We start from the raw sequence: 20,286 nt of genomic DNA, 5'->3' as shown, positions 1-20,286 counted from the left end.
CGGAGTCGCAGCGTGGCGCAAGAGGTCAAGGGTGTTGTCGCCAGAGGGAAAGGCCAGCCGGTCGAACTGACCACTGTGCTCGTTCCCGACCCCGGTCCCGGTGAGGCCGTGGTGAAGGTCCAGGCGTGCGGCGTCTGCCACACCGACCTGCACTACCGCGAGGGCGGCATCAACGACGACTTCCCGTTCCTGCTGGGCCACGAGGCCGCGGGCGTGGTGGAGTCGGTCGGCGAGGGCGTGACCGACCTGGCGCCCGGCGACTTCGTCGTGCTGAACTGGCGCGCGGTGTGCGGCACCTGCCGTGCGTGCCGCCGCGGCAAGCCCTGGTACTGCTTCTCGACGTTCAACGCCTCGCAGCCCATGACCTTGGCCGACGGCACCAAACTGTCGCCCGCGCTGGGCATCGGCGCGTTCGCCGAGAAGACTCTGGTCCACTCAGGACAGTGCACGAAGGTCGACCCGTCTGCCCGCGCGGCGGCGGTCGGCCTGCTGGGCTGCGGCGTGATGGCCGGCGTCGGTGCCGCGATGAACACAGGTGGCGTCAGTCGTGGTGACTCGGTGGCCGTGATCGGCTGCGGCGGCGTGGGTGACGGTGCCATCGCGGGCGCCCGCATCGCCGGCGCCGCGAAGATCATCGCCGTCGACACCGACCCGCGGAAACTGGAGTGGGCCAAGGGTTTCGGCGCCACCCACACCGTCAACGCCCGCGAGGTCGACGACGTCGTCACGGCGATCCAGGACCTGACCGACTCGTTCGGCGCCGACGTGGTGATCGACGCGGTGGGCCGCCCGGAGACCTGGAAGCAGGCCTTCTACGCCCGCGACCTGGCCGGAACCGTTGTCCTGGTAGGAGTTCCGACACCGGACATGCGCCTGGACATGCCGTTGATCGACTTCTTCTCGCGCGGCGGCTCGCTGAAGTCCTCGTGGTACGGCGACTGCCTGCCCACCCGCGACTTCCCGATGCTCGTCGACCTGTACCAGCAGGGCCGCTTCGACCTGGACGCCTTCGTGAGCGAGGAGATCGCCCTGGACGGCGTGGAAGCCGCCTTCGAGAAGATGCACCACGGCGACGTGCTGCGATCGGTCGTGGTGTTCTGATGCTTCGTGTCGATCACACCATCACGTCCGGCACTTTCTCGCTGGACGGCGAGACCTTCGACGTGGACAACAACGTCTGGGTCATCGGCGACGCCAAGGAGTGCGTGGTGATTGATGCCCCGCACGACGTGGACGAGATCCTCAAGGTCGTGGACGGCCGGAAAGTCACGGCGATCCTGCTGACGCACGCCCATGACGACCACGTCCGCGTCGCGCCCGATCTCGCCCACGCGACCAACGCGCCCATGGCTCTGCACCAGGACGACCACATCGTCTGGTCGCTGACCCACACGGGCGTGATCCCGCACCAGGCCTTGCAGGACGGCCAGGTGCTCACCGTTGCGGGCGAAGAGATCCACGTGCTGCACACGCCTGGGCATTCGCCTGGTGCCGTGTGCTTCTACGTGCCGTCGCTGGGCGCGGTGTTCACCGGCGACACGCTGTTCCAGGGCGGACCGGGCGCGACCGGCCGGTCGTTCTCGGACCGGCCGACGATCGAGCGGTCGATCAGGGAGAAGCTGTTCGAACTCCCCGGCGACACCGTGGTGCACACGGGCCACGGCCCGGACACGACGATTGCCGCAGAGGTGTTCTAGTCGCTCGAGGTCTCAACCGGTCGCTCTGCGAACGCCCCGTCCTCGCCGACAGCCCAGTCGTCGGGCCAGATCGAGCGGGCGTGCGCATCGCCGGTTGAGACTCGGGCACCACCGAAGTCCACGCGTCCGTCGAACTGCGCGCCCTGGAAGGTCACGAACTTTTCGAAGACGACGTCGGCGAACTCACCGACAAACCCCGGCCCGTATGTGCGGAACTTCGCGTCCATGAACTGCGCCAAGCCACCGAACCTGCAACCCCTGAAGCCGACCGAGTGGAACGTGGCACCCGTGAAGAGCGCGGGTCCCTCGAACTGGACGGCGGTGAAGCTCGCGAGGGTCTCGAACTTCGCGGCCACGAACCTCGCCTCACCGGTGAACTCGGCCCTGGCGAAGTAGGCGACGTCGACGAACGTCGCCATGCGGAAGCTGGCCGAACCGAAGCGGCAGTCGCTGAAGTCCGCGTCGATCAGCGTGGCCCCGCCGAGGTTCACCTCCACCGCCTCGCCCCAGAACGCCGCCTCGTCCTTGGGCCGCAGGTGGGCGGCGAGGACCTGCTGAGCGGTGCGGCGGACCTCGCGCTCCTGCACCCGCTCGCGGTGATCGTCATCAGTCTCGTCATCCGGCGGCGCGTACGGCATCCGCAGGTAGGCGCACAGCAGGTTCACGATGGTCTGGCGTTGCTCCGGGACCTCTTGCGCCAAGCGTTCCAGCGCGTAGATCCCAGCCAGCCGCACCGGCGCCTTGTCCGACCCGAGCTGCTCGCTGGACTTGGCGTACAACTCGGTGACACGGCGGTCGGCGGCGTCCTTCTCCGTAGCCACGGCAACCCGTTCCGCGTGCACCAACCCGACCTCGGTGGCGTGCCGCCGCCGCCACGCCAGGTACAGCGCGAACAGACCGCCACCGCCGAGTCCGATGCTCAACCCGGTGCGCAACGCGTCCAGCCGGGCCGTCACGAGTTCCTTGCCCGACAACCCGGCCGTGCCGCCCCACCACAGCGCGGCCACCAGCACGACGGTGAACACCGCGATCGCGGCCGCCACCAGCGCGATCACCTTGCGCGGCATCGGTTGCAACGGCTCCCGCGACGAAGTCATCCCTAGAACCTGGGGGGCCGCTTCTCCAGGAACGCCGACACGCCCTCCTCGTAGTCGGCACTGGAGGCGGCCTCCGCGTACAGCGCCCGGACGAAGTCGTCCTCGTGCCCGCCGTCCGTGATCGAGTTGATGATCTTCTTGGCGCCCCGCACCGATACCCGCGCACGCCCCGCGATCTGTTCGGACAGTTCCTTCACCCGAGCGTCCAATGACTCGACGACCTCGTTGACCAGACCGATCCGCAACGCCACGTCGGCGTCGATCAAATCCGCCGAGAACAGGATCTGCTTCGCCCACGCCGGCCCGACCGCGTCGACGAGCGCCTTGGTGGACGTGAAGTTGTAAACGATGCCGAGTTTCGCGGGCGTGATGCCGAATCGCGCGTCCGAAGACGCCACCCGAATGTCGCAAGCGAGGGCGATCTCGCACCCACCGCCGACACAGAAACCGGAAATCGCGGCAATCGTCGGCTTGTCCAACCGGGCGATGGCGCGTTCCCCGTTGTGCACCGCCTCGCCGTAGTGAGCGGCGCCCGCGGCACCCCGCCGAAGCGTCGAGAACTCGGCGATGTCGGCACCGGCGGAGAAGTGCGAGCCACCCCGGATCACGAGCACCCGGATGCTCTCATCTGCGGAAACGCGCTCCATCAACCCGGGCAGCGCGGACCACATCTCGTAGCTCATCGCGTTGCGCTTGGCCGGCCGGTTGATCGTCAACGTCGCGACCGGACCGGCCGCGGACAGCTCCAGGAACTCGCTCACGTGCCGCACGATACCCAGAGCCTTCTGGCGCCACGCCCGGTCTCAGATGGGAACAATGCGTTCACGCCCTTGTAAAGTCCCTTGCCGAAGAAGGGAGGGACGCGTGACCGCGGCTGGCATCGGCGCCTCCACCCTGCGCACGTTCGCGGTGCGGTTGCGCACCAGTGCGCCGGTCTCCGCGCGCATCCTCTCGGAACTCGCCAGCGAGCTCGACCGCGGCGGCCCAGTGGCCGACCTGCTCTGCTCGCACAGCGCCGTGCACAGCCCGCTGTTCGGAATCCAGGCGCTCGCGGGGGTAAGACTCCTGATGCTGTCAGGAAAGGCGCCGGAGCTGAGCCAGCGGTTCGCCAGCGCGCACGCCGCCGCGATGGCCGGCGAGTCCGACTCCACGGCGCTGCTGGCGTGGCTCGCGGCGAGGCGGGCGATCGTCGAGAACGCGGGTGAGATCCTGGCCGCGCTCGACCGCACGGTCCAGCAGCACCAGCCGAAGACCGCCGGGTTCCTCCTGCGGGGCCTGACCATGATCGGCGCGCCCAAGGTGAGACTCCTGGAACTGGGCGCCTGCGCGGGACTCAACCTGATCCTGGACCGCTACCGCTGGTTCGGCCTCGGCTGGGAGTGGGGCGAGAAGGACTCGCCCGTGCGCCTGGCCGCCGCCGGACCACGCCCGCCCGAGCTCGAGATCGTCGACCGCGCGGGCTGTGACCTGCAGCCGCGCGACCCGTCCGATCCCAAGCACGCGATGATCCTGCACTCGTTCATCCCGCCAGAGCACGACTCGCTGCGCTGGGACCTCGACGACGCCATCGAGGTCGCCGCCAAGGTCGGCGTGAAGGTAGCCCGGTCACCGGCCGGGCGGTGGCTGCGCGAGACCCTCGTGCCGCCCGACGAGCGCGGCACGTACACGGTGATCTGGCACAGCTCGTTCTGGGCGTACCTGACCGAGGACGAGCGCAACGAGATCGAGACGACCCTGACGGCCGCAGCGGGGTCGATGCCTCTCGCGCGCGTTGCCTACGAGTCGATCGATTTTCGCTCAAACCCCCGGCTGACAGTCACCATTTACAGTTAGTGTCCGGCGCCGTGAAACCGATCCGCGCCACCCTGCTGGCCGCCGCATTCTTCACGAGCACCCTCACCACGCCCGCTCACGCCGCCGTCTCGGACTACGACCTGGCGTTCCACTGGGCGCCGGTCCACTTCCAGGACACGGACTCCTCCGACTACGACGCCGACTATCTGTCCACTGTGGACTTCGACGGTGACTGGAACGCGCTGAACAACTGGGAGAACCAGGTCCAGCTCAACAGGCTCACCGGTGCCGCCTACTACTCGGTGGTCGAGACGTCGACGCACTGGTTCCTCGTCTACAGCTTCTTCCACCCGCGCGACTGGGACGACGAGCCGGACCCGTTCGGCACCAGGACGCACGAGAACGACCTGGAGGGTGTGCTGCTGACCGTGCGCAAGGACGGCGGTCTCGGCAGGCTCGAAGCCGCGGTCACGGTGGCGCACAGCGACTTCTATTCCTACGTGCCCGCCGGGTCGTCGTTCCGGAGCGGCGCCGAGTCCGTGGACGGCACGCTGCTGCTCAACAACGGCCGTCCCACGACCCGCCAGGAAGCCAAGGGACACGGGCTCTACCGCTGGGACGGAAACAACTTCCCCGGTGGCGACGGCGTCGTCTACTACCCGGCCGCCACCGGTGAGGTCCCGTCCAGCGGCAACGACCGGACCGTCGGCTACCGCCTGGTGGACACGCTCGCGGCGAACGGGATGTGGGCGCGCCGCAACAACTCCGAGACGTTCGCGTCGTTCGGCACGTTCCGCGGTGACAACGGCAAGGACAACGCCGCCAACGCGCCCTGGGGCTGGGACGACCACGACGACGGCCCGATCTACAAGGGCTTCATGGCAACGGACCCGGCGTTGCTCGTCGACAGGTACTTCTCCGACAAGGGCAGCTTCAGCCTGACCTACACCCGCAACGCTTTCCGCTGAAACGCCGCCACAGCCTCGTCGATCGCAGCACTGTTCCAGCGCTGAAGGGTGACGGCGAGCGACACCTGTCGCTCGCCGTCCGTGCTGTGGAACGACCACGTGCCCGCACCCCACACGGACCCGTCGTGCCCCCAGAAGGCCCCCAGCCTGTGCAGCCCGAGCCCGTAGTCGACCGTCGAGCCGTCGAACGCGACCACCGGACCGGTCTGCTGCATTAGAGCCAACGACTCCCGCGACACGATCTTGCCGTCGAGCAGCTGCGCGAAGAAGCTGTTGAGGTCCTCCATCGTCGAGATCAGCGACGCCGCCACGCCGACCCACGACATGTCGTAAACGCTGTAGTCGCGCGGCGGGTCGATCAGCCCGAACAGCGCCTCGAACATCCGCGCGTGCGGCCCCTCGATCCTCGTGCCGGTCGGAAACATCGTGTTGCGCAGCCCGGCGCGGTCGATGACGTTCCGGGTGATCCACCGCTCGGCCGTCATGCCGGTGATCTTCTCGATGAGCCTGCCCAGCAACAGATATCCGGTGTTGGAGTAGGTGCCGGGCGGGACAGCGGGCGCGTCGACGCCGAGCTTGATCAGCTCGCGCGGGTAGAAGTGCCGGAACTGGTTGTCGTCCAGGCTTTGAGCCGAACCCTCCAGCAGCGACGGAAACGCCAGGAACCGGTAGTCCGCGAGGCCGCTGGTCATGTTCAGCAGCATCCGGACCGTGGCGTCCCCGTGGACCGGTGTGTCGAGCTGGAGCCTTCCGCGTTCCACCAGCAGCATGATCGCGGCGGCCGTGAACGTCTTGGTCACGCTGCCGACGCGGTGCCGCATGTCCGGCGCGGCCTCCCCGGCGGCGCCACGCCACACCCCGCGGCCGTCCCGCACCTCCGCCCACACACCGGGAACTCCGGCCCGGTGGATCTCCTCCAGCTCGGCCTTCACGTCAGCGCCCTCCTCAGCACGGCACCGATCTCGGCGAACTGGCGTTGCGACACGTCCGCGGACAGCAACGCCTGCGAGCCGTGGAACGTGCCGGGCCACTGGTGCAGCTCGACCTGGACGTCCGACTGCAGGAGCCGCAGCGCGTAGGCGATGTTCTCGTCACGGTTCGGGCAGAACTCGGCGCTCGCGATGTAGGCGGGCGGCAGGTCCGACAGGTCCTCGGCGCGCGCGGGTGCCGCGTACGGCGTCGCGGGCCGCCCGCCCAGGTAGTGCGCCCACGCCTGCCCGGCCTTGGCGCGGTTGTACCAGGGCGTCTCGGTGAAGTGCCGCGCCGACCACGTGGTCAGCCGGTCGTCGAGCCCCGGCTGGTGCAGCAGCTGGAACCGGATCGGCGGCCCCTGCTCGTCACGGCTCCTCAACGCCAGCGCCGCCGCCAGCCCACCGCCCGCGCTGTGCCCGGCGACCGCGACCAGGTCCGGGTCGGCGGCGTTCTCGTGCGCCCACCGCAGCACCGTCCAGGCGTCGTCGAGCGCGGCCGGGAACGGGTTCTCCGGTGCGAGCCGGTAGCCCACCGAGATCACCGTCGCCCGCGAGCGCGCCGCGACGCGAGACGCCCACGGGTGCTCGGTCACCACGTCGCCCATGCACCAGCCACCGCCGTGCATCCAGACGACCGTGCCGTGCGCGTCGTGCGGCCGGTAGACCCTGATCGGGACATCGGGGTCGCCGGGCACCAGCAGGTCCTCGACCTCCATGCCCTCGGTCTCCGCCGGGATGCCCGCCGCCAGCTCGGCGAGGACCTGGCGCTCCTTCTCGACGTCGGTCAGGTCGGCTTTCGGGAAGAACGGGATGAACGCTTCCAACTCGGGATCCATGCCGTTCATCCTCACGAGTTCCGGGCCGCGCTTCAGCCGACGCGCGTCGCGCAATCAGGTCCGGTCACGCGCCGATCGTCGCTATCGTCGTCGGCATGGAGGCGTTGGCGACCCGGCTGTCGCACCTCGACTCGCACGTCGAGGGCGCGATCCGCGTCGTGATGTTCTACGACACCCTGATGCGCCGCCGCGTCGATCTCCCGGCGCTGGCACGGGCTTCGGCCGGACTGGCGGAGTGCGTCGCGGGCATCCGGCTGCACAGCACCGGCAAGGTGATCCGGATGTCACCCGCCGGCACCGAAGCCGTTGAGGCACGACTGCCGTCGTCGAGGAGTCCGATCACGCTCGACGACGAGGAGATCGGCGAGGTCTGGCTGGAACGCGTCGAAACAGCCAACCCGCTGGACGAGGTGGTGCTCGACCGGCTCGCTCTCGCCGTCGCCGCCGTCGTCGAACGCTACGGCCCCGCGCGCACCACCATGGCCGATCCCGCGCTGGTCGAGCTGGTGATCAGCGCCGACAGCGACGAGGCAGGGCGCGCACGGGCGTTGCGGCTGCTGGGTTTCGCGTCTGATCGGCCGGTGCTGGTCGCGGCGGTCAGATCGGAGCTCCCGCTGGACCGGGTAGCGGCCGCGGTGTGCCCTTCGCATCTGGTGAAGGCCGCGCCGATGCTCCCGGCGACCGGTGTCGGCGTCCTGCTCGCCACGAACCTGACCGGCTTCCCTTCCGGCGTCCGGGCGGGCCTGGGCGCCGATCCCCATCCCTCCCGCGCCTGGAGCGAGGCCCTGATCGCCCTCCGCTTCACCACCGCCCGCACCCCCGTCGTCCGCCACCCCGACCTCGGGGCGCTGGCCCTGCTCGCCCACCTCCCCGAAGCGGTCCTGCGCGCGAACGCCGACGTCGCCGCCATCGCGGCGCTCTCCGCTGACGACCTCGAAACGTTGGACGCCTACTGCACCACCGGCTCACTCCGCCGCGCCGCCGACCTCCTCCACCTGCACCACAGCAGCGTCTCCCGCCGTCTCGACCAGATCGGCAAGGTCCTCGACGTGTCAGACGTCGGACGTGTCCGTCTGGCGCTCGCCGCCCACCGGCTGTTGTGAGCCGCCTCGCAAACGTTTACAGTCGTTTCTGAAACGCCGCCGCCCAACGTTGCCTTCACTGTGGAAGAGGACGTCGAATGGACGGCAGGATCAACCGTCGACTGCTGATGAAAGCCTCCGTCGTGGCGGCGATCGCCACACCGGTGCTGGCGCGCACCGCGCTCGCGGCGCCGGTCGCGCTCTCAGCGGCGGTTCCCGAACTGCCCTGGCCCGCGGCCAACGAGATCGTGCAGAACACGAAGCTCCCGTCGTTCCCCGACAAGAACTTCGACGCGACCGCGTACGGCGCCAAGGGTGACAACAAGACCGACAACACCGAAGCGTTCAAGAAGGCCATCGCGGCCTGCAACGCGGCCGGCGGCGGCCACGTGATCGTCCCCAAGGGCACGTACGTCACGGGCGCGATCCACCTCCTGAGCAACGTCGACTTCCACCTCGAGGACGGCGTGCTGATCAAGTTCTCCGGCGACGCCTCGAAGTTCCCGACGGTGCTCACGCGCTACGAGGGCATCGAGTGCATGAACCGCTCCCCCATGGTCTACGCCTACCAGCAGACCAACATCGCGCTGACCGGCAAGGGCACGCTCGACTCGGCCGCGACCGGTTCGTGGAACAAGGGCAGCGACCGCTCCTACCTGGAGTCGTTGGTGGCCAAGGGAACCCCGCCCGAGAAGCGCGTGGTGCCCGGATCCGGCAAGAACATGCGCTCGACGTTCATCGAGCCCTACTCCTGCGACACCGTGCTGATCCAGGGCGTCACGCTGAAGAACCCGAAGTTCTGGCAGATCCACCCCACGCTCTGCAAGAACGTGACCGTCGACGACGTGCACACCGACCCGTCGACGGCCTCGAGCAACACCGACGCGTGCGACCCGGAGTCGTGCGACCACATCGTGATCGCCAACAGCGACCTCGGCGCCCACGACGACAACGTGGCCATCAAGTCGGGCCGCGACGAGGACGGCAGGCGGGTCAACGTACCGTGCCAGAACCTCGTCGTCGTCAACTGCCGCATGAACGGCAACTGGGGCGCCATCACGTGCGGCTCCGAGCAGACCGGAGGCATCCGCAACGTCTACGGCTACAAGCTGAACTGCGTCGGTGCCACCAAGTTCGCGCTGTACGTCAAGTCGAACACCAAGCGCGGCGGCTTCTCGCAGAACATCAACCTGGACAGCGTGTCCGGCGTGTTCGAGCGCGCGTTCGTCTACGTGACAACGACCTACAACTCGCAGACGGGCAACAACGTGCCGAAGTTCGGCCCGTTCTTCATCTCGAACTGCAGCAGCACCAAGGCCTCCAAGGTCCTCGACGTGTCCGGCCTCTCGCAGGAACACGTGAAGGGGCTGGAGCTGAAGGACTCCAAGTTCACCGTCAGCTCCACCACCAACACCGTCAAGAACGTCGACGGCCTGAAGTTCACCAACGTCACGGCGAACGGCAAACCGATGACGAAGTGACTCAGCTCTGGGTAGCTCAGCTCTGGGCAGCCGGCCGCACGGCGATCTCGTTCACGTCGACGTCGGCCGGCTGCTCCAGTGCGAACGCGACGGCGCGGGCGATCGCGTCCGGGGAGATCGCGATCTGGTCCCGCATGCCCGCGATCCGCGCCCGTACCTCGGGATTGCTCGACGCCTCCGCGAAGTCCGTGTGCACGAACCCGGGAAACACCGTCGTCACCCGGAAAGCACCACCGGACTCCTGGCGCAGGCCCTCGCAGATCGACCGCACGGCGACCTTGGTGCCCGCGTACACCGCCATGGCCGGCACCACCGTGAACGCGGCCGTGGAGGCGGTGGTGACGAAGTGACCGGCCAGCTGCGCCCGGAACACCGGCAGCGCGGCCGCGATGCCGTGCAGCACGCCCTTGATGTTGACGTCCACCATCTCGTCCCACTCGTCGACCCGCAGGTCGTCCAGCGGCGAGATCGGTCCGACCCCCGCGTTGCTCACCAGCACGTCGAGCCGGCCGAACCGTTCCTGGGCCAGTGCGACCAGCGCCTGCAGATCTTCCCGCCGCGTCACGTCGGTGCGCGCGTACACGGCCTCACCCCCGAGCTTGGCCACAAGATCCCCGAGGCGATCCTCCCTGCGTGCGCCGAGCACGAGCCGTGCGCCCCGTTCCGCGAGCAGCAGCGCCGTCGCCTCCCCGATCCCACTGCTCGCACCGGTGATGGCCACGACCTTGCCTTCGATTCCTGACATGACCCCAGCCTGCGCTGCCTTTACCCTGGTATCCAGAGCCGCTTTATCCTGGAACTGGAGGTACCCGGCATGAGCGAACTGGGCGCGTTCCTGCGCAGCCGCCGGGAGCGGATCACCCCTGCCGAAGCAGGCCTGCCGAGTACCGGCAGGCGCCGCACACCGGGACTGCGCCGGGAGGAGCTCGCGGTCCTCGCCGGGATCAGCGCCACCTGGTACACCTACCTCGAACAGGGCAGGGACGTGCAGGCGTCCGACCAGGTGCTCGGCGCGATCGCCGCCGCGCTCGCGCTCGATCCGTCCGAAAAGGACCATCTGTTCCGGCTCGCCGGGCGTGCACCGGCGGACGAGGCCGAAGAGACGCTGCCCGCCGAGGTGGCCGCCGTGCCCGGCCTGTTGCAACCGAATCCCGCGTACATCATCGGACCGACCTACGACGTGCTGGCGCACAACGAGGCGGCGGCAGAGCTTTTCCCGGTGCTCCAGGGAGAACACCCGAACTTCGTGCGCTGGACGTTCACCGATCCCCGGGCACGGCACGTCGTGATCGACTGGGAACCGGAGGCACGCGCCCTGCTCGCCCGGCTGCGCACGCTCACCGGCCGGTACCCCGGCGACGCGAGGTTCACCCGCCTGATCAACGAGCTGCACGAGGCCAGCCAGGAGATGCGCTCCTGGTGGCCCCACCACGACGTGCAGGCCCAGCACAGCGGCCGGAAACGCTTGCGGCACCAGAGACTCGGCGCCGTCGACTACGCGTACACGGCGTTCCACCTCGCCGAGCAGCCAGGGCAGACGCTGGTGATCTACGCCGACCCGAAGCCCTGCTAGGCGGCCCGCGGGTAGAGCCGGGCCATTCCGGGCGGCGCGGCGAAGGGCGCCCACGTGCCCTCCGCCTGCGCCAGCCGGTCAGCCACCACCCACAGAACGGTGGAGTTGAAGCCATATCCCAGGTGTGACGACGACACCTGGACGTTCTCCCGCCGCGCGCCGGGTTCTTCGATGCACGACTCCCACGAGACGATCCCGTCCGTCTTGGAGTAGATCGACGTGGCGGGCACCGGGATCGGCGGCCTGGTCGACTCCAGCGGCGGGAACTCGTCCTTCGGGATGTGCAGCCGCGAGAACAGCGCGAACGCCGGCATCGCCCGTGACTGCACGGGATCCGACATGTTGTACGGCGAGCCCATCGTGATCACCTGGCGCACGCGGTGCGGGTGGTCGCGCGCCATCTCGCGCGCGAAGATCCCGCCGAGCGACCAGCCCACGATCGAGACAGGGCCGCCGTAAGCGTCGGAAACCTTCTTCACCAACGCGTGCATGCCGTCGACCGCGCGGCGCGTCGGGCCGATGTTGCGGCCCAGGCCCCAGGGGTTGACCTGATAGCCCAAACCGGACAGGAAACGGCGCAGCATCACCGTGGACGAGTCCGCGGCTCCGAGACCGGGAAACACGAGAACCGGGTGGCCGTCACCGGCTGAGGCGCCCCGCAGCATCGACCTGGTGGCGACGAACTCGCCGACGTCCAGGGCGCAGCGGGTCGGCTCGGTGAGGTACCAGAACAGTCCCGGCGCGCTTCCTCTGACGAGGTGGAGGGGAGACACAACAGGAACTTCGAAGAACTCGTCTGAAGGTACGGCAGACATAGGAGCCTCCCCACACGTCGACAACCCCGAGCCGGCGTCCCCAGGCCTCGTTGCCCAGTGAGTCCATGATGTTTCGTGAACGATCTTTTCGCCAGTACTTTCGAGTCTCGATTCGCCACGTCCAGGTAACACGTTGGCAACCTCACACGTGTGCACTGCCTCTCACCTGCATGGACGTCGATTCAGACGGAAAGCTCCTCTACCATTTTTCGAGTGGATCGGATGAGCTCTTTGGACGCAGGCTTCTACTTCATCGAGGACGAGAACGTGCCGATGCACGTCGGCTCGGTCCTGGTTTTCGACGGCCCGGCGCCGTCATACGGCGACGTGATCCGCCTCTTCGTGTCACGGCTGGACCAGGTGCCGCGCTATCGGCAGAAGGTGAAGGCCCTGCCGTTCCACGTCGGCCGTCCGGTCTGGGTCGACGACGACCACTTCAACATCCTCTACCACGTGCGGCACACAGCGGTGCCCACGCCGGGCGGTGAGGACCAGCTGCGCAACCTCGCGGGCCGGATCTTCGCGCAGAAGCTCGACGACAAGAAGCCGCTGTGGGAGGCCTGGCTCGTCGAGGGTCTCGAGGGCGGTCGCTGGGCCATCATCTCCAAAGTCCACCACTGCATGATCGACGGAGTGTCCGGTTCGGACATGCTGCAGCTCCTGCTGGACTTCAAGCAGGAGACCGCGCTGCCGGAGCCGAAGGAGTGGAAGCCCGCGCCGACGCCCTCGACGCTCGACCTGGTGGTCGACGGGGTGCGCGACGCCGTGGTGACGCCCGTCCAGCACCTCTCCGCGTTGCCCGCTCTCGCGCGGAACATGCGGTCGCTCAACGAGATCCTCGACTTCGGCAAGACCGTTCTCGGGTCTCTTCCCGGGACCGCGCGGCGTCTGGTGACGCGTGCGGCGACGTCGTTGAACGGTCCTATCGGGCCTCACCGCCGCTGGGTGTGGGCGCGCGCGAACCTCGCCGAGATCAAGAAGGTCCGTTCGGTCGCCGGTGGCACGGTCAACGACGTCATCCTGACCGCGATCACGCGTGGTTTCCGGGACCTGCTGGAGAAGCGCGGCGAGCTGACCGAGGGCATGGTCGTGCGGACCATGGTTCCCGTGTCGATGCGCAAGTCCGACCAGCACAACGAGCTGAACAACCGCGTCAGCGCCGTGCTCGTCAACCTGCCCGTGGGCGAGGCCGACCCGGTGAAGCGCCTCGCGTCGATCCGCGCACAGATGGACGACCTGAAGAGCTCCCGTCAGGCCGCCGGTGCCGACGTGATCACGAACCTGTCGAACTTCGCCGCGCCGACGTTGATGGCACTGGGCTCGCGCACCGCGATGCGCTTCCCGCAGCAGATCCTGCAGACCGTCACCACGAACGTGCCCGGCCCGCGCATCCCGCTCTACATGCTCGGCCGCCCGCTGGTGGAGATGTTCCCGTACGTGCCGGTCGCCTCGACGATCCGGATCACCGTCGGCATCTTCTCCTACCTGGACAAGTTCACGTTCGGCATCAACGCCGACTTCGACGGCGTGCCGGACGTGCAGCTGCTGGCCGACGGCATCCGCGCCGGGTTCGACGAGCTGGTGACGCTCGCCGCCGAGGCCGAGGAGAAGGCCGAAGCCGCCAAGCCTGTTGCGGTCAAGCCCGCTGCCGTGAAGCCTGCTGCCGTGAAGACCGGTGCTGCGAAGCCCGCTGCTGCGAAGCCCGCTCCCAAGCCGCGTTCGGTGAAGCCGACCGCCAAGGCGGCGACCAACGGTGTGAAGCCGGAGACGACGGCCTGAGACACGATCTGACGGTTCAGGCGGGTGCGCACGACCTGCACCTGACCGTAGTAGGACTCGACGCACGGCTGGGCGCCCTCGGTGTGGCGCTCGGCCAGGTCGACGACGTCCGCATCGAGCTGGAGAACGTGCGATGGTCGCGCTGGCGTGCTCGCCGCGCGACCGTCGTGTGCCGCGACGTCCACGTGAACCCGCCCGCGACGCTGGTGTCGTCGCCGGTCGAGTTCCGGGTCGAGGTGGAGTTCTCCGACATCCCGGAGTTGCAACGCCTCAGTTGGTTGCCGCTGACCGTCCGGTTGGTCGGCACGGAACTGCACGTGCGATTGCACAAGTGGCTTCCGGCGCGCGTGTTCGCCGTGCCGGAGCTCCCGCGCGGCATCCAGCTGACCGGCGTCGAGCAGCTCGATGACCACTTCGTGCTGACCGGAGCCGCCCCCGTGCTGCGGGAGCGGCTCACGCTCGGTCAGCTCGCCGACGTGCTCAAGCGGTTGGCGTCCATCCAGGCCAGGACCCGTTCCGACACGACCTCGGGGATCTCCATCTGGGGCACGTGACCGACGCCCGCGTACTCGTCGTAGCGCCAGTGCGGGTGCCTGCGGGCGGCGTATCGGGCGGCGGCGACGTTGACCAGCCGGTCCTGGTCGCCGCTCATCAGGAACACGGGCACGCGCACCTTGGACATCGCCGCGAAGTAGGCGCCGCGCTTGGACGTGGTGAACACGGTGCTGCGCGCGGCCGCGAGGAACGCCGTGTCCAGCCCGTCGACCTTGGCGCGCTCGCCGATGAGGTGCTCGGACGCCTGCTTGAGCTCCTCGGGGATGCCGGAGGGGTCCGCGCAGACCAGCTCCAGCAGGCGTTCGACCTGCCGGCGCGCGGGCACCGTCCTCGCCTTGGCCAGGAACCGCTCGCCCAGCCGCGGCACCGAGTACATGAAGAACGTGCTCAGCATCGTCGGGTCCGGCCGCGTCCCGAACACCATCGGCAGTGCCGGGTCGACCAGCACCAGGCCCCTGACCAGGTCGGGGTTGTAGGCGGTGTGGAACAGGGAGATCATCCCGCCCATCGAGTTGCCGACCAGGATCACCGGCTCGCCGACGACCTCCCGGAGGAACCGGCCGAGCAGCCCCGCGTTGGCCTGGACCGTGGTCTTGCGGCCCTCGGGGTTCGTCAGGCCGTGCCCGGCGAGGTCGACGGCCGTGACCCTGGCCTTCCGGGCGAGCAACGGCGCCAGCAACGCCCAGTTCAGGTGCGAGCCGCCGAGCCCGTGCACCAGGACCATCCGCGGTCCGTCGTCCGGTCCGCCGAAGTCGACCCAGTGCACGGGCCCGTCGAGGTCCGCGTAGTGGCTGGTGCCGCCGAAGTTCGCCACAGTCGTCATACCAACCAGTATGTCGGTTGGACCGACCGGTTGGTAGCGGCCGTTAGCGCCCAGGCCACGGCGACACGGGCTTGCAGTCGGCGTTCTCCTGCTTGCGGGTCCCGTAGACGACCGTCATGTCCGGCGAGTAGTAGCAGGTCGTCTCGAGGTCGGTGCTGGCGCCGAGCGGCGCGCCCTTCTCGTCGTAGGCCCGCACGACCTCGGGCGTCGGCTCCCCGATCCCCCAGGTCGGCGGGTAGTAGATGCGTGCGGCGTAGGTACCGTTGGCGATCTTGGCCTCGACCGTCTTGCCGTCGACCGTGTACGTCACCTTCGCGACCTTGGGACCGACCCGGCCGACGACCGTCCGGTTGCCCGGCACGCCCAGGTACGCGGGCCTGCCCATCACGTCACCACCGGCGCTGGCGGTCTGGCCGTCGACGGAGAAGTGCCCAGGCAGGTACTGCACGCTCGTCTGGCCGAAGCTCGAGTTGTACTCCATGCCGCCCACCCCGATGCTGCAGGTCAGCTCCTCCCTCTCGGTGTAGAGCACCGCCCACGTGGTCTCCTCGCGCCGCAGCTGGTGCAGGGTCGCCTTGCCGACGCCGGCGCTCTTGGCGCAGCCTTCCTCGATCGCGGCGATCGTCTCCTGCGAAACGCCGAAGTCGGGGGCCGCCGGCAATGTCGGTGACGTGGTGATCTGGACGGCCGGCGCCGGCTCCGACGGGTCCGGCCGCAGCACCGCGATGCCCGCGGCGACGGCGAGCACCGAGGCCGCCGCGGCGAGGATCGGAACGGTGAGCCGGCTCGTCTTGCGGCCGCCGGCCGCGCGTTCGAGCTCGGCGCGGATCTGCGCGTGACGGCCGGGCGGCAGGTCGCGAGTGGGCGGAAGCATGCTGGTCATCGGTCCTCCCCGGTGTGCACGAGCTCATGCTGCTGCTGGAGCTTCGACTTGGCCTTGCTGACCCTCGCCCGCACGCTGCCCTCGGTGATGCCGAGCACCGCCGCGGCGTCCGCGTAGGACACCTGGGACCACACGCACAGCGCGAGCGCCTCACGTTCGTTGCGCGGCAGCTTCGCCACGGCACCGAGCAGCTCGTTCATCCGCCGCTGGTCGTCGAGCCGGTCCACCACCAGGTCCGCGTGGTCGGGTATCGCGGGCTCCTCGCCCACCCGCCGCAGGTTCTTGAGCCGCCTGCCCAGCGAGCGCTGCTCGTTGCGCACCACGTTCGTCGCCACCGCGAGCAGCCACGGCAACGCGGACTCGCGCTCCAGCCGCACCTCGGCACGCTTGCGCCAGGCCACCAGGAACGTGGCCTGCAGGTGGTCCTCGGCCTCGGCCCAGGAGGCGGTCAGCCGGAAGCAGTGGTTGTAGACCGCCTTGGCGTGCCGGTCGAACAGCACCCCGAAGGCATGCGCACTGCCCCCGGCGGCCTGCGACCACAACGCGCCGTCGTCAGGGTCTTCGGTCGTCATGCCTCTTCGTGTCCGCCCGCCCGTCCGGTGTTGGCACCAGTTTCACGTGCCCCTCCCTAACGTTGCGGAGCGTGGCACATCTGGGGGTGGCTGACCTGACGGACATCGCGCAGGCGGCGTACGGCCGTGAACTGCGCGACGTGGCTCGTCTGCACGGTGGCAGCAAGAAGGGCGTCTACCGCATGACGCTCGACGACGGCACAACGGGCATCGCCTATGTGTGGCGCGCATCCGAGGACTACTGGCCCGAGCACGAGTACGACCCGTTGTTCGGCAACGCGAGCGGACGCGACCTGTTCCTGACCGCCCACACCACGCTGTCCGAGGCCGGTGCGTGCGTGCCTCGTCTCGTGCTGGTCGACCGCGACGTGATCGTCGTCGAGGACCTGGGCGGCGAGTTCCTGGAGAAGCTCCTCGACCACGACACCGAGGCGCTCGAACGGTTGTGGGATGACCTCGGAGCCATGCACCAGCGTCTGAGCCCGCGCTACGGCCGCCCGAGCGCGCTGCAGCCCGCGGACGCGCCGCCGGTGCCGGACGTCGTGCTGAAACGAGCCCTCGCGCACCTAGAAGCCTGTTGTGAACGGGTTCCGCGCATCGCCGCCGAGCGAGAACGCCTGGAAACCCTGCTGCGCCAACAACATTCGGTCATCGAGCCGCGCGAGCGGTACGGGCTGATCCACGGCGAGCTGGGGCCGGACCACGTGCTCGTCGCCGACGGCAGACCGGTGCTGATCGACATCGAGGGCGTGATGTTCTTCGACGTCGAGTGGGAGCACGTGTTCCTGGAGCTGCGGTTCGGCCCGCACTACCGGCCGGTCCCGGGCCTGGACCCGGCGCGGCTCAGCCTCTACCGGCTCGCGCAGTACCTGTCCCTCGTGGAGGGTCCGCTTCGGTTGCTGGACGGCGATTTCCCGCACCGCGACGCAATGCTGGAGATCGCCGAGCAGAACATCGAACGCGTTCTGCTCTGTTAGCGCCCGGAGCCACATCTCGCCGACAGGTTGCTCGCACGAGGCGACGATCACCAGTTCACTACTTCACTAGTGAAAGGTGTTACCTTGGCGGCAAGCCGACCACGGAGAGGAGATGGTCTTGACCTTGCAAAGGCAGCCTGACCTGGGTTTTCCGGTCGTCGCCGAGGGCTTGGGCAAGAAGTACCGCAGGGGGTGGGCCCTGCGGGAGACGTCCCTGGTGATCCCGAAGAACCGGGTCGTGGCCCTCGTCGGCCCGAACGGCGCGGGCAAGAGCACGCTGATGGGCCTGATCACCGGGTTGCTGCGCCCGACGACCGGGTGGATCTCCGTCTTCGGAGACCGCCCGACCGGCAAGGGCCTGCACCCCGCCGTGTCCTACCTGGCGCAGCAGAAGCCGCTGTACCAGCAGTTCACCGTGACCGAGACGCTGACGTTCGGGGCCCGGACCAACCCGACCTGGGACCAGGGCTATGCCGAGTACCTGGTCGGACAGGCGGCGGTGCCGATGAACGCCGTGGTGGGCACGTTGTCCGGCGGACAGCGCACCCGCGTCGCTCTGGCGCTGGCATTGGGCAAGCGCCCGCGCCTGCTGCTGCTCGACGAGCCGCTGGCCGACCTGGACCCGCTGGCCCGCGAGACCGTGCTGCGCGCACTGATCACCGAGGCGCGGACTCAGGGCATCACCGTGCTGCTGTCCTCGCACGTGCTGGCGGAGCTGGAAGGCGTGTGCGACCACCTGGTCCTGCTCCACAAAGGACAGATCCTCTTGGCCGGAGACGTCAACCAGCTCAGCGCCAACGGCACCCCGCTCGGCGAACTGGCTCTTAATCGCATGCGCCAAGCGGCACAGGAGGAAGCGGCATGATCTGGGTCTCCTGGCGGCGGCAGCGCGCGCAACTGATCACCCTGCTCGGCCTGCTGGTCGTCGGCGCGGGCGTCATCATCCTGCTGCGGTCGACCATGATCGGCGATCTCACCTCGGCGCGGCTCACCAGCTGCGTCACGCTGCCCCTCGAGCAGTGCACGGCACCGCCGGGGGCGGCGAAGAGCTTCGCGGAGGCGTGGGCGAACCCGTTGGACCTGGGGCGGATGTTGATCACCTTCGGTCCCGCCCTGATCGGTGTCTTCATCGGGGCTCCCCTCTTCGCCCGCGAGCTGGAACAGGGCACCCACGTGCTGGCCTTCACCCAGTCGGTGAGTCGTACCCGGTGGATGTCGAGCAAGCTGGTCATCGCGCTGGTTCCCGCGCTGCTCGTGCTGGTCGTGCTCCAGTTCCTGGTCTCGTGGTGGCTGTCCGCGGCCGGCACGCTGGGTCCGCTGGTGAACGGTCCGTTCAACGCCCTGAACTTCAGCACCGGGCACGTCTCCCCGGCCGGCTACGCGCTGTTCGCCTTCGCCCTCGGCACCTTCATCGGCGTGATGTCCCGCCGCACCCTGGTGGCGATGACGGCGGGGCTCGGCGCGTTCGTCGTCGCGCGCTTCGCCCTGTCGGGCCTGGTGGACCGCCTGATTCCCGCGCAGCGCGTGGAGGTGACGCCCGACCAGGAACTGAACGTGCACACGGACGTCAGCCTGGTGATCGACTACGGCTATCTGGACGCCGCCGGGCACCCGGTGCCCGCGGACAAGGTCAGCGCTCTGACCGAGGCCTGCAAGAGCGTGCCGCAAGGACAGGGGACGGCCGAGTCGCAGCAGGAGTTCCTGGCCTGCCTGCCGAAGTCCGGTCTCGTCAAACGCTTCGCCGACGTCATCCCGCCGAGCCAGGCCTGGCAGGTGCACCTCGCCGACGCGGCGATCTTCGGCACGCTCGCCGTCCTGTTGCTGATCGGTACCGCCTGGGCGCTGCGCCGTCAGAGCTGACCGTGGTGGAGACCCTGAACTGCGGGAGCACCTATGCTGGCCGACGTGATCGAGTTCCGGATCGACCGGCGCTCCGGGGTCTCCACCTACGTCCAGATCGTCCAGCAGGTCAAGCAGGCCATGCGACTGGGACTGCTGAACCCCGGCGACCGGCTGCCCTCAGCGCGGGAGGTGGTGGAGGCGACCGCCGTCAACCCCAACACCGTGCTCAAGGCGTACCGCGAACTCGAACGGGAAGGGCTGGCGGAAGGCCGCCGCGGCCTGGGCACCTTCGTGACCAAGTCGCTGTCCTCCGAGGCCACCACCGGCGACGACGCGCCGCTGCGGCAGGAACTGGCGGGCTGGATGGGCCGCGCCCGCGAGGACGGCCTCGTCGTCGAGGACGTCGATGCCCTGTACTTCGCGGTCCGCGACGAGTGCTATCCCGCCGAGGAGTCTCAATGATCGTGTCAAGCCGCCTGGGCCGTGAGCTGTGGTGAGCGATGAAACTCCCGGCCATCACGCAGCAGCGCCCAGATGACGT

At 68.8% G+C, this 20,286-nt stretch carries 22 protein-coding genes; 13 read left to right on the top strand and 9 right to left on the bottom strand.

Going from position 1 to position 20,286, the window contains the following annotated elements; translation table 11 throughout:
- The first annotated feature begins 12 nt into the window (after positions 1–12).
- Complete coding sequence (locus ABZ345_RS38925) at positions 13–1,101, top strand: S-(hydroxymethyl)mycothiol dehydrogenase (protein WP_359859965.1); 1,089 nt, start codon at positions 13–15, stop codon at positions 1,099–1,101.
- Entirely contained in the window at positions 1,098–1,697 is a 600-nt protein-coding gene (locus ABZ345_RS38920) for an MBL fold metallo-hydrolase (protein WP_359860026.1), read from the top strand. Before ABZ345_RS38925 ends, ABZ345_RS38920 begins: the two co-directional genes overlap by 4 nt.
- Here ABZ345_RS38920 and ABZ345_RS38915 read toward each other — a convergent pair.
- Complete coding sequence (locus ABZ345_RS38915; protein ID WP_359859964.1) at positions 1,694–2,794, bottom strand: pentapeptide repeat-containing protein; 1,101 nt, start codon at positions 2,792–2,794, stop codon at positions 1,694–1,696. The two genes, ABZ345_RS38920 and ABZ345_RS38915, sit on opposite strands and share 4 nt — an antisense overlap.
- Positions 2,795–2,796: 2 nt before the next feature.
- On the bottom strand, positions 2,797–3,555 hold the full coding sequence (locus ABZ345_RS38910; protein WP_359859963.1) for an enoyl-CoA hydratase-related protein: 759 nt from the start codon (positions 3,553–3,555) through the stop codon (positions 2,797–2,799).
- Between the two features lie 103 nt (positions 3,556–3,658).
- Here ABZ345_RS38910 and ABZ345_RS38905 point away from each other — a divergent pair, with 103 nt between their 5' ends.
- A complete protein-coding gene (locus tag ABZ345_RS38905) occupies positions 3,659–4,627 on the top strand; it encodes a DUF2332 family protein (protein WP_359859962.1) in 969 nt (322 codons plus the stop codon).
- 11 nt (positions 4,628–4,638) lie between these two features.
- Positions 4,639–5,556 carry a hypothetical protein gene (locus ABZ345_RS38900; RefSeq protein ID WP_359859961.1) on the top strand — a complete coding sequence of 306 codons (918 nt, stop codon included), beginning with the start codon at positions 4,639–4,641 and terminating at the stop codon, positions 5,554–5,556.
- Here ABZ345_RS38900 and ABZ345_RS38895 read toward each other — a convergent pair.
- The gene (locus ABZ345_RS38895; RefSeq protein ID WP_359859960.1) at positions 5,532–6,488 is read right to left on the bottom strand and encodes a serine hydrolase domain-containing protein; all 957 of its coding nucleotides are present in this window, start codon (positions 6,486–6,488) and stop codon (positions 5,532–5,534) included. The genes ABZ345_RS38900 and ABZ345_RS38895 overlap by 25 nt on opposite strands.
- The gene (locus tag ABZ345_RS38890) at positions 6,485–7,363 is read right to left on the bottom strand and encodes an alpha/beta hydrolase (protein ID WP_359859959.1); all 879 of its coding nucleotides are present in this window, start codon (positions 7,361–7,363) and stop codon (positions 6,485–6,487) included. Before ABZ345_RS38890 ends, ABZ345_RS38895 begins: the two co-directional genes overlap by 4 nt.
- A gap of 95 nt (positions 7,364–7,458) precedes the next feature.
- Here ABZ345_RS38890 and ABZ345_RS38885 point away from each other — a divergent pair, with 95 nt between their 5' ends.
- Positions 7,459–8,466 carry a helix-turn-helix domain-containing protein gene (locus ABZ345_RS38885; protein WP_359859958.1) on the top strand — a complete coding sequence of 336 codons (1,008 nt, stop codon included), beginning with the start codon at positions 7,459–7,461 and terminating at the stop codon, positions 8,464–8,466.
- Positions 8,467–8,543: 77 nt separating this feature from the next.
- Positions 8,544–9,926, top strand: a complete 1,383-nt coding sequence (locus ABZ345_RS38880; protein WP_359859957.1) for a glycosyl hydrolase family 28 protein — start codon at positions 8,544–8,546, stop codon at positions 9,924–9,926.
- A 16-nt stretch (positions 9,927–9,942) separates the two neighbouring features.
- Here ABZ345_RS38880 and ABZ345_RS38875 read toward each other — a convergent pair whose 3' ends face one another.
- Positions 9,943–10,671, bottom strand: a complete 729-nt coding sequence (locus ABZ345_RS38875; RefSeq protein ID WP_359859956.1) for an SDR family oxidoreductase — start codon at positions 10,669–10,671, stop codon at positions 9,943–9,945.
- Between the two features lie 69 nt (positions 10,672–10,740).
- On the opposite strand from ABZ345_RS38875, the gene ABZ345_RS38870 reads away from it, so the two are divergent.
- Positions 10,741–11,499 (top strand): helix-turn-helix transcriptional regulator, encoded by a 759-nt coding sequence (locus tag ABZ345_RS38870; RefSeq protein WP_359859955.1) that lies wholly within the window; start codon positions 10,741–10,743, stop codon positions 11,497–11,499.
- Here ABZ345_RS38870 and ABZ345_RS38865 read toward each other — a convergent pair.
- Positions 11,496–12,314, bottom strand: a complete 819-nt coding sequence (locus tag ABZ345_RS38865; protein ID WP_359859954.1) for an alpha/beta fold hydrolase — start codon at positions 12,312–12,314, stop codon at positions 11,496–11,498. The two genes, ABZ345_RS38870 and ABZ345_RS38865, sit on opposite strands and share 4 nt — an antisense overlap.
- Positions 12,315–12,536: 222 nt before the next feature.
- Between ABZ345_RS38865 and ABZ345_RS38860 the strand changes: the two genes are divergently transcribed.
- Positions 12,537–14,093, top strand: coding sequence for a wax ester/triacylglycerol synthase family O-acyltransferase (locus tag ABZ345_RS38860; protein ID WP_359860025.1), 1,557 nt, complete (start codon positions 12,537–12,539; stop codon positions 14,091–14,093).
- A gap of 83 nt (positions 14,094–14,176) precedes the next feature.
- Positions 14,177–14,647 carry a hypothetical protein gene (locus ABZ345_RS38855; protein WP_359859953.1) on the top strand — a complete coding sequence of 157 codons (471 nt, stop codon included), beginning with the start codon at positions 14,177–14,179 and terminating at the stop codon, positions 14,645–14,647.
- Here the strand turns inward: ABZ345_RS38855 and ABZ345_RS38850 are convergent.
- From ABZ345_RS38850 to ABZ345_RS38840, 3 genes are read right to left on the bottom strand one after another with little or no spacing between them, the layout of a single operon-like run.
- The gene (locus ABZ345_RS38850; RefSeq protein ID WP_359859952.1) at positions 14,557–15,471 is read right to left on the bottom strand and encodes an alpha/beta hydrolase; all 915 of its coding nucleotides are present in this window, start codon (positions 15,469–15,471) and stop codon (positions 14,557–14,559) included. The genes ABZ345_RS38855 and ABZ345_RS38850 overlap by 91 nt on opposite strands.
- A gap of 43 nt (positions 15,472–15,514) precedes the next feature.
- Entirely contained in the window at positions 15,515–16,354 is an 840-nt protein-coding gene (locus ABZ345_RS38845) for a hypothetical protein (RefSeq protein WP_359859951.1), read from the bottom strand.
- Complete coding sequence (locus ABZ345_RS38840; RefSeq protein WP_359859950.1) at positions 16,351–16,926, bottom strand: sigma-70 family RNA polymerase sigma factor; 576 nt, start codon at positions 16,924–16,926, stop codon at positions 16,351–16,353. The genes ABZ345_RS38845 and ABZ345_RS38840 overlap by 4 nt, the downstream gene beginning before the upstream one ends.
- A 71-nt stretch (positions 16,927–16,997) precedes the next feature.
- On the opposite strand from ABZ345_RS38840, the gene ABZ345_RS38835 reads away from it, so the two are divergent.
- The 4 genes from ABZ345_RS38835 to ABZ345_RS38820 all read left to right on the top strand — a co-directional run bounded on the left by ABZ345_RS38835 (position 16,998) and on the right by ABZ345_RS38820 (position 20,207).
- The gene (locus tag ABZ345_RS38835) at positions 16,998–17,903 is read left to right on the top strand and encodes a phosphotransferase (RefSeq protein ID WP_359859949.1); all 906 of its coding nucleotides are present in this window, start codon (positions 16,998–17,000) and stop codon (positions 17,901–17,903) included.
- Positions 17,904–18,021: 118 nt separating this feature from the next.
- On the top strand, positions 18,022–18,768 hold the full coding sequence (locus ABZ345_RS38830; protein ID WP_359859948.1) for an ABC transporter ATP-binding protein: 747 nt from the start codon (positions 18,022–18,024) through the stop codon (positions 18,766–18,768).
- Positions 18,765–19,763, top strand: coding sequence for an ABC transporter permease subunit (locus ABZ345_RS38825; RefSeq protein WP_359859947.1), 999 nt, complete (start codon positions 18,765–18,767; stop codon positions 19,761–19,763). Before ABZ345_RS38830 ends, ABZ345_RS38825 begins: the two co-directional genes overlap by 4 nt.
- Positions 19,764–19,808: 45 nt before the next feature.
- Positions 19,809–20,207 (top strand): GntR family transcriptional regulator, encoded by a 399-nt coding sequence (locus tag ABZ345_RS38820; RefSeq protein WP_359860024.1) that lies wholly within the window; start codon positions 19,809–19,811, stop codon positions 20,205–20,207.
- Positions 20,208–20,286: the final 79 nt, after the last annotated feature.

The organism is Lentzea sp. NPDC005914, from assembly GCF_040629405.1.
Taxonomy (GTDB): Bacteria; Actinomycetota; Actinomycetes; order Mycobacteriales; family Pseudonocardiaceae; genus Lentzea.
The sequence above is the reverse complement of the archived record's forward strand: the minus strand, read 5'-3'. Positions and strand labels throughout refer to the sequence as shown.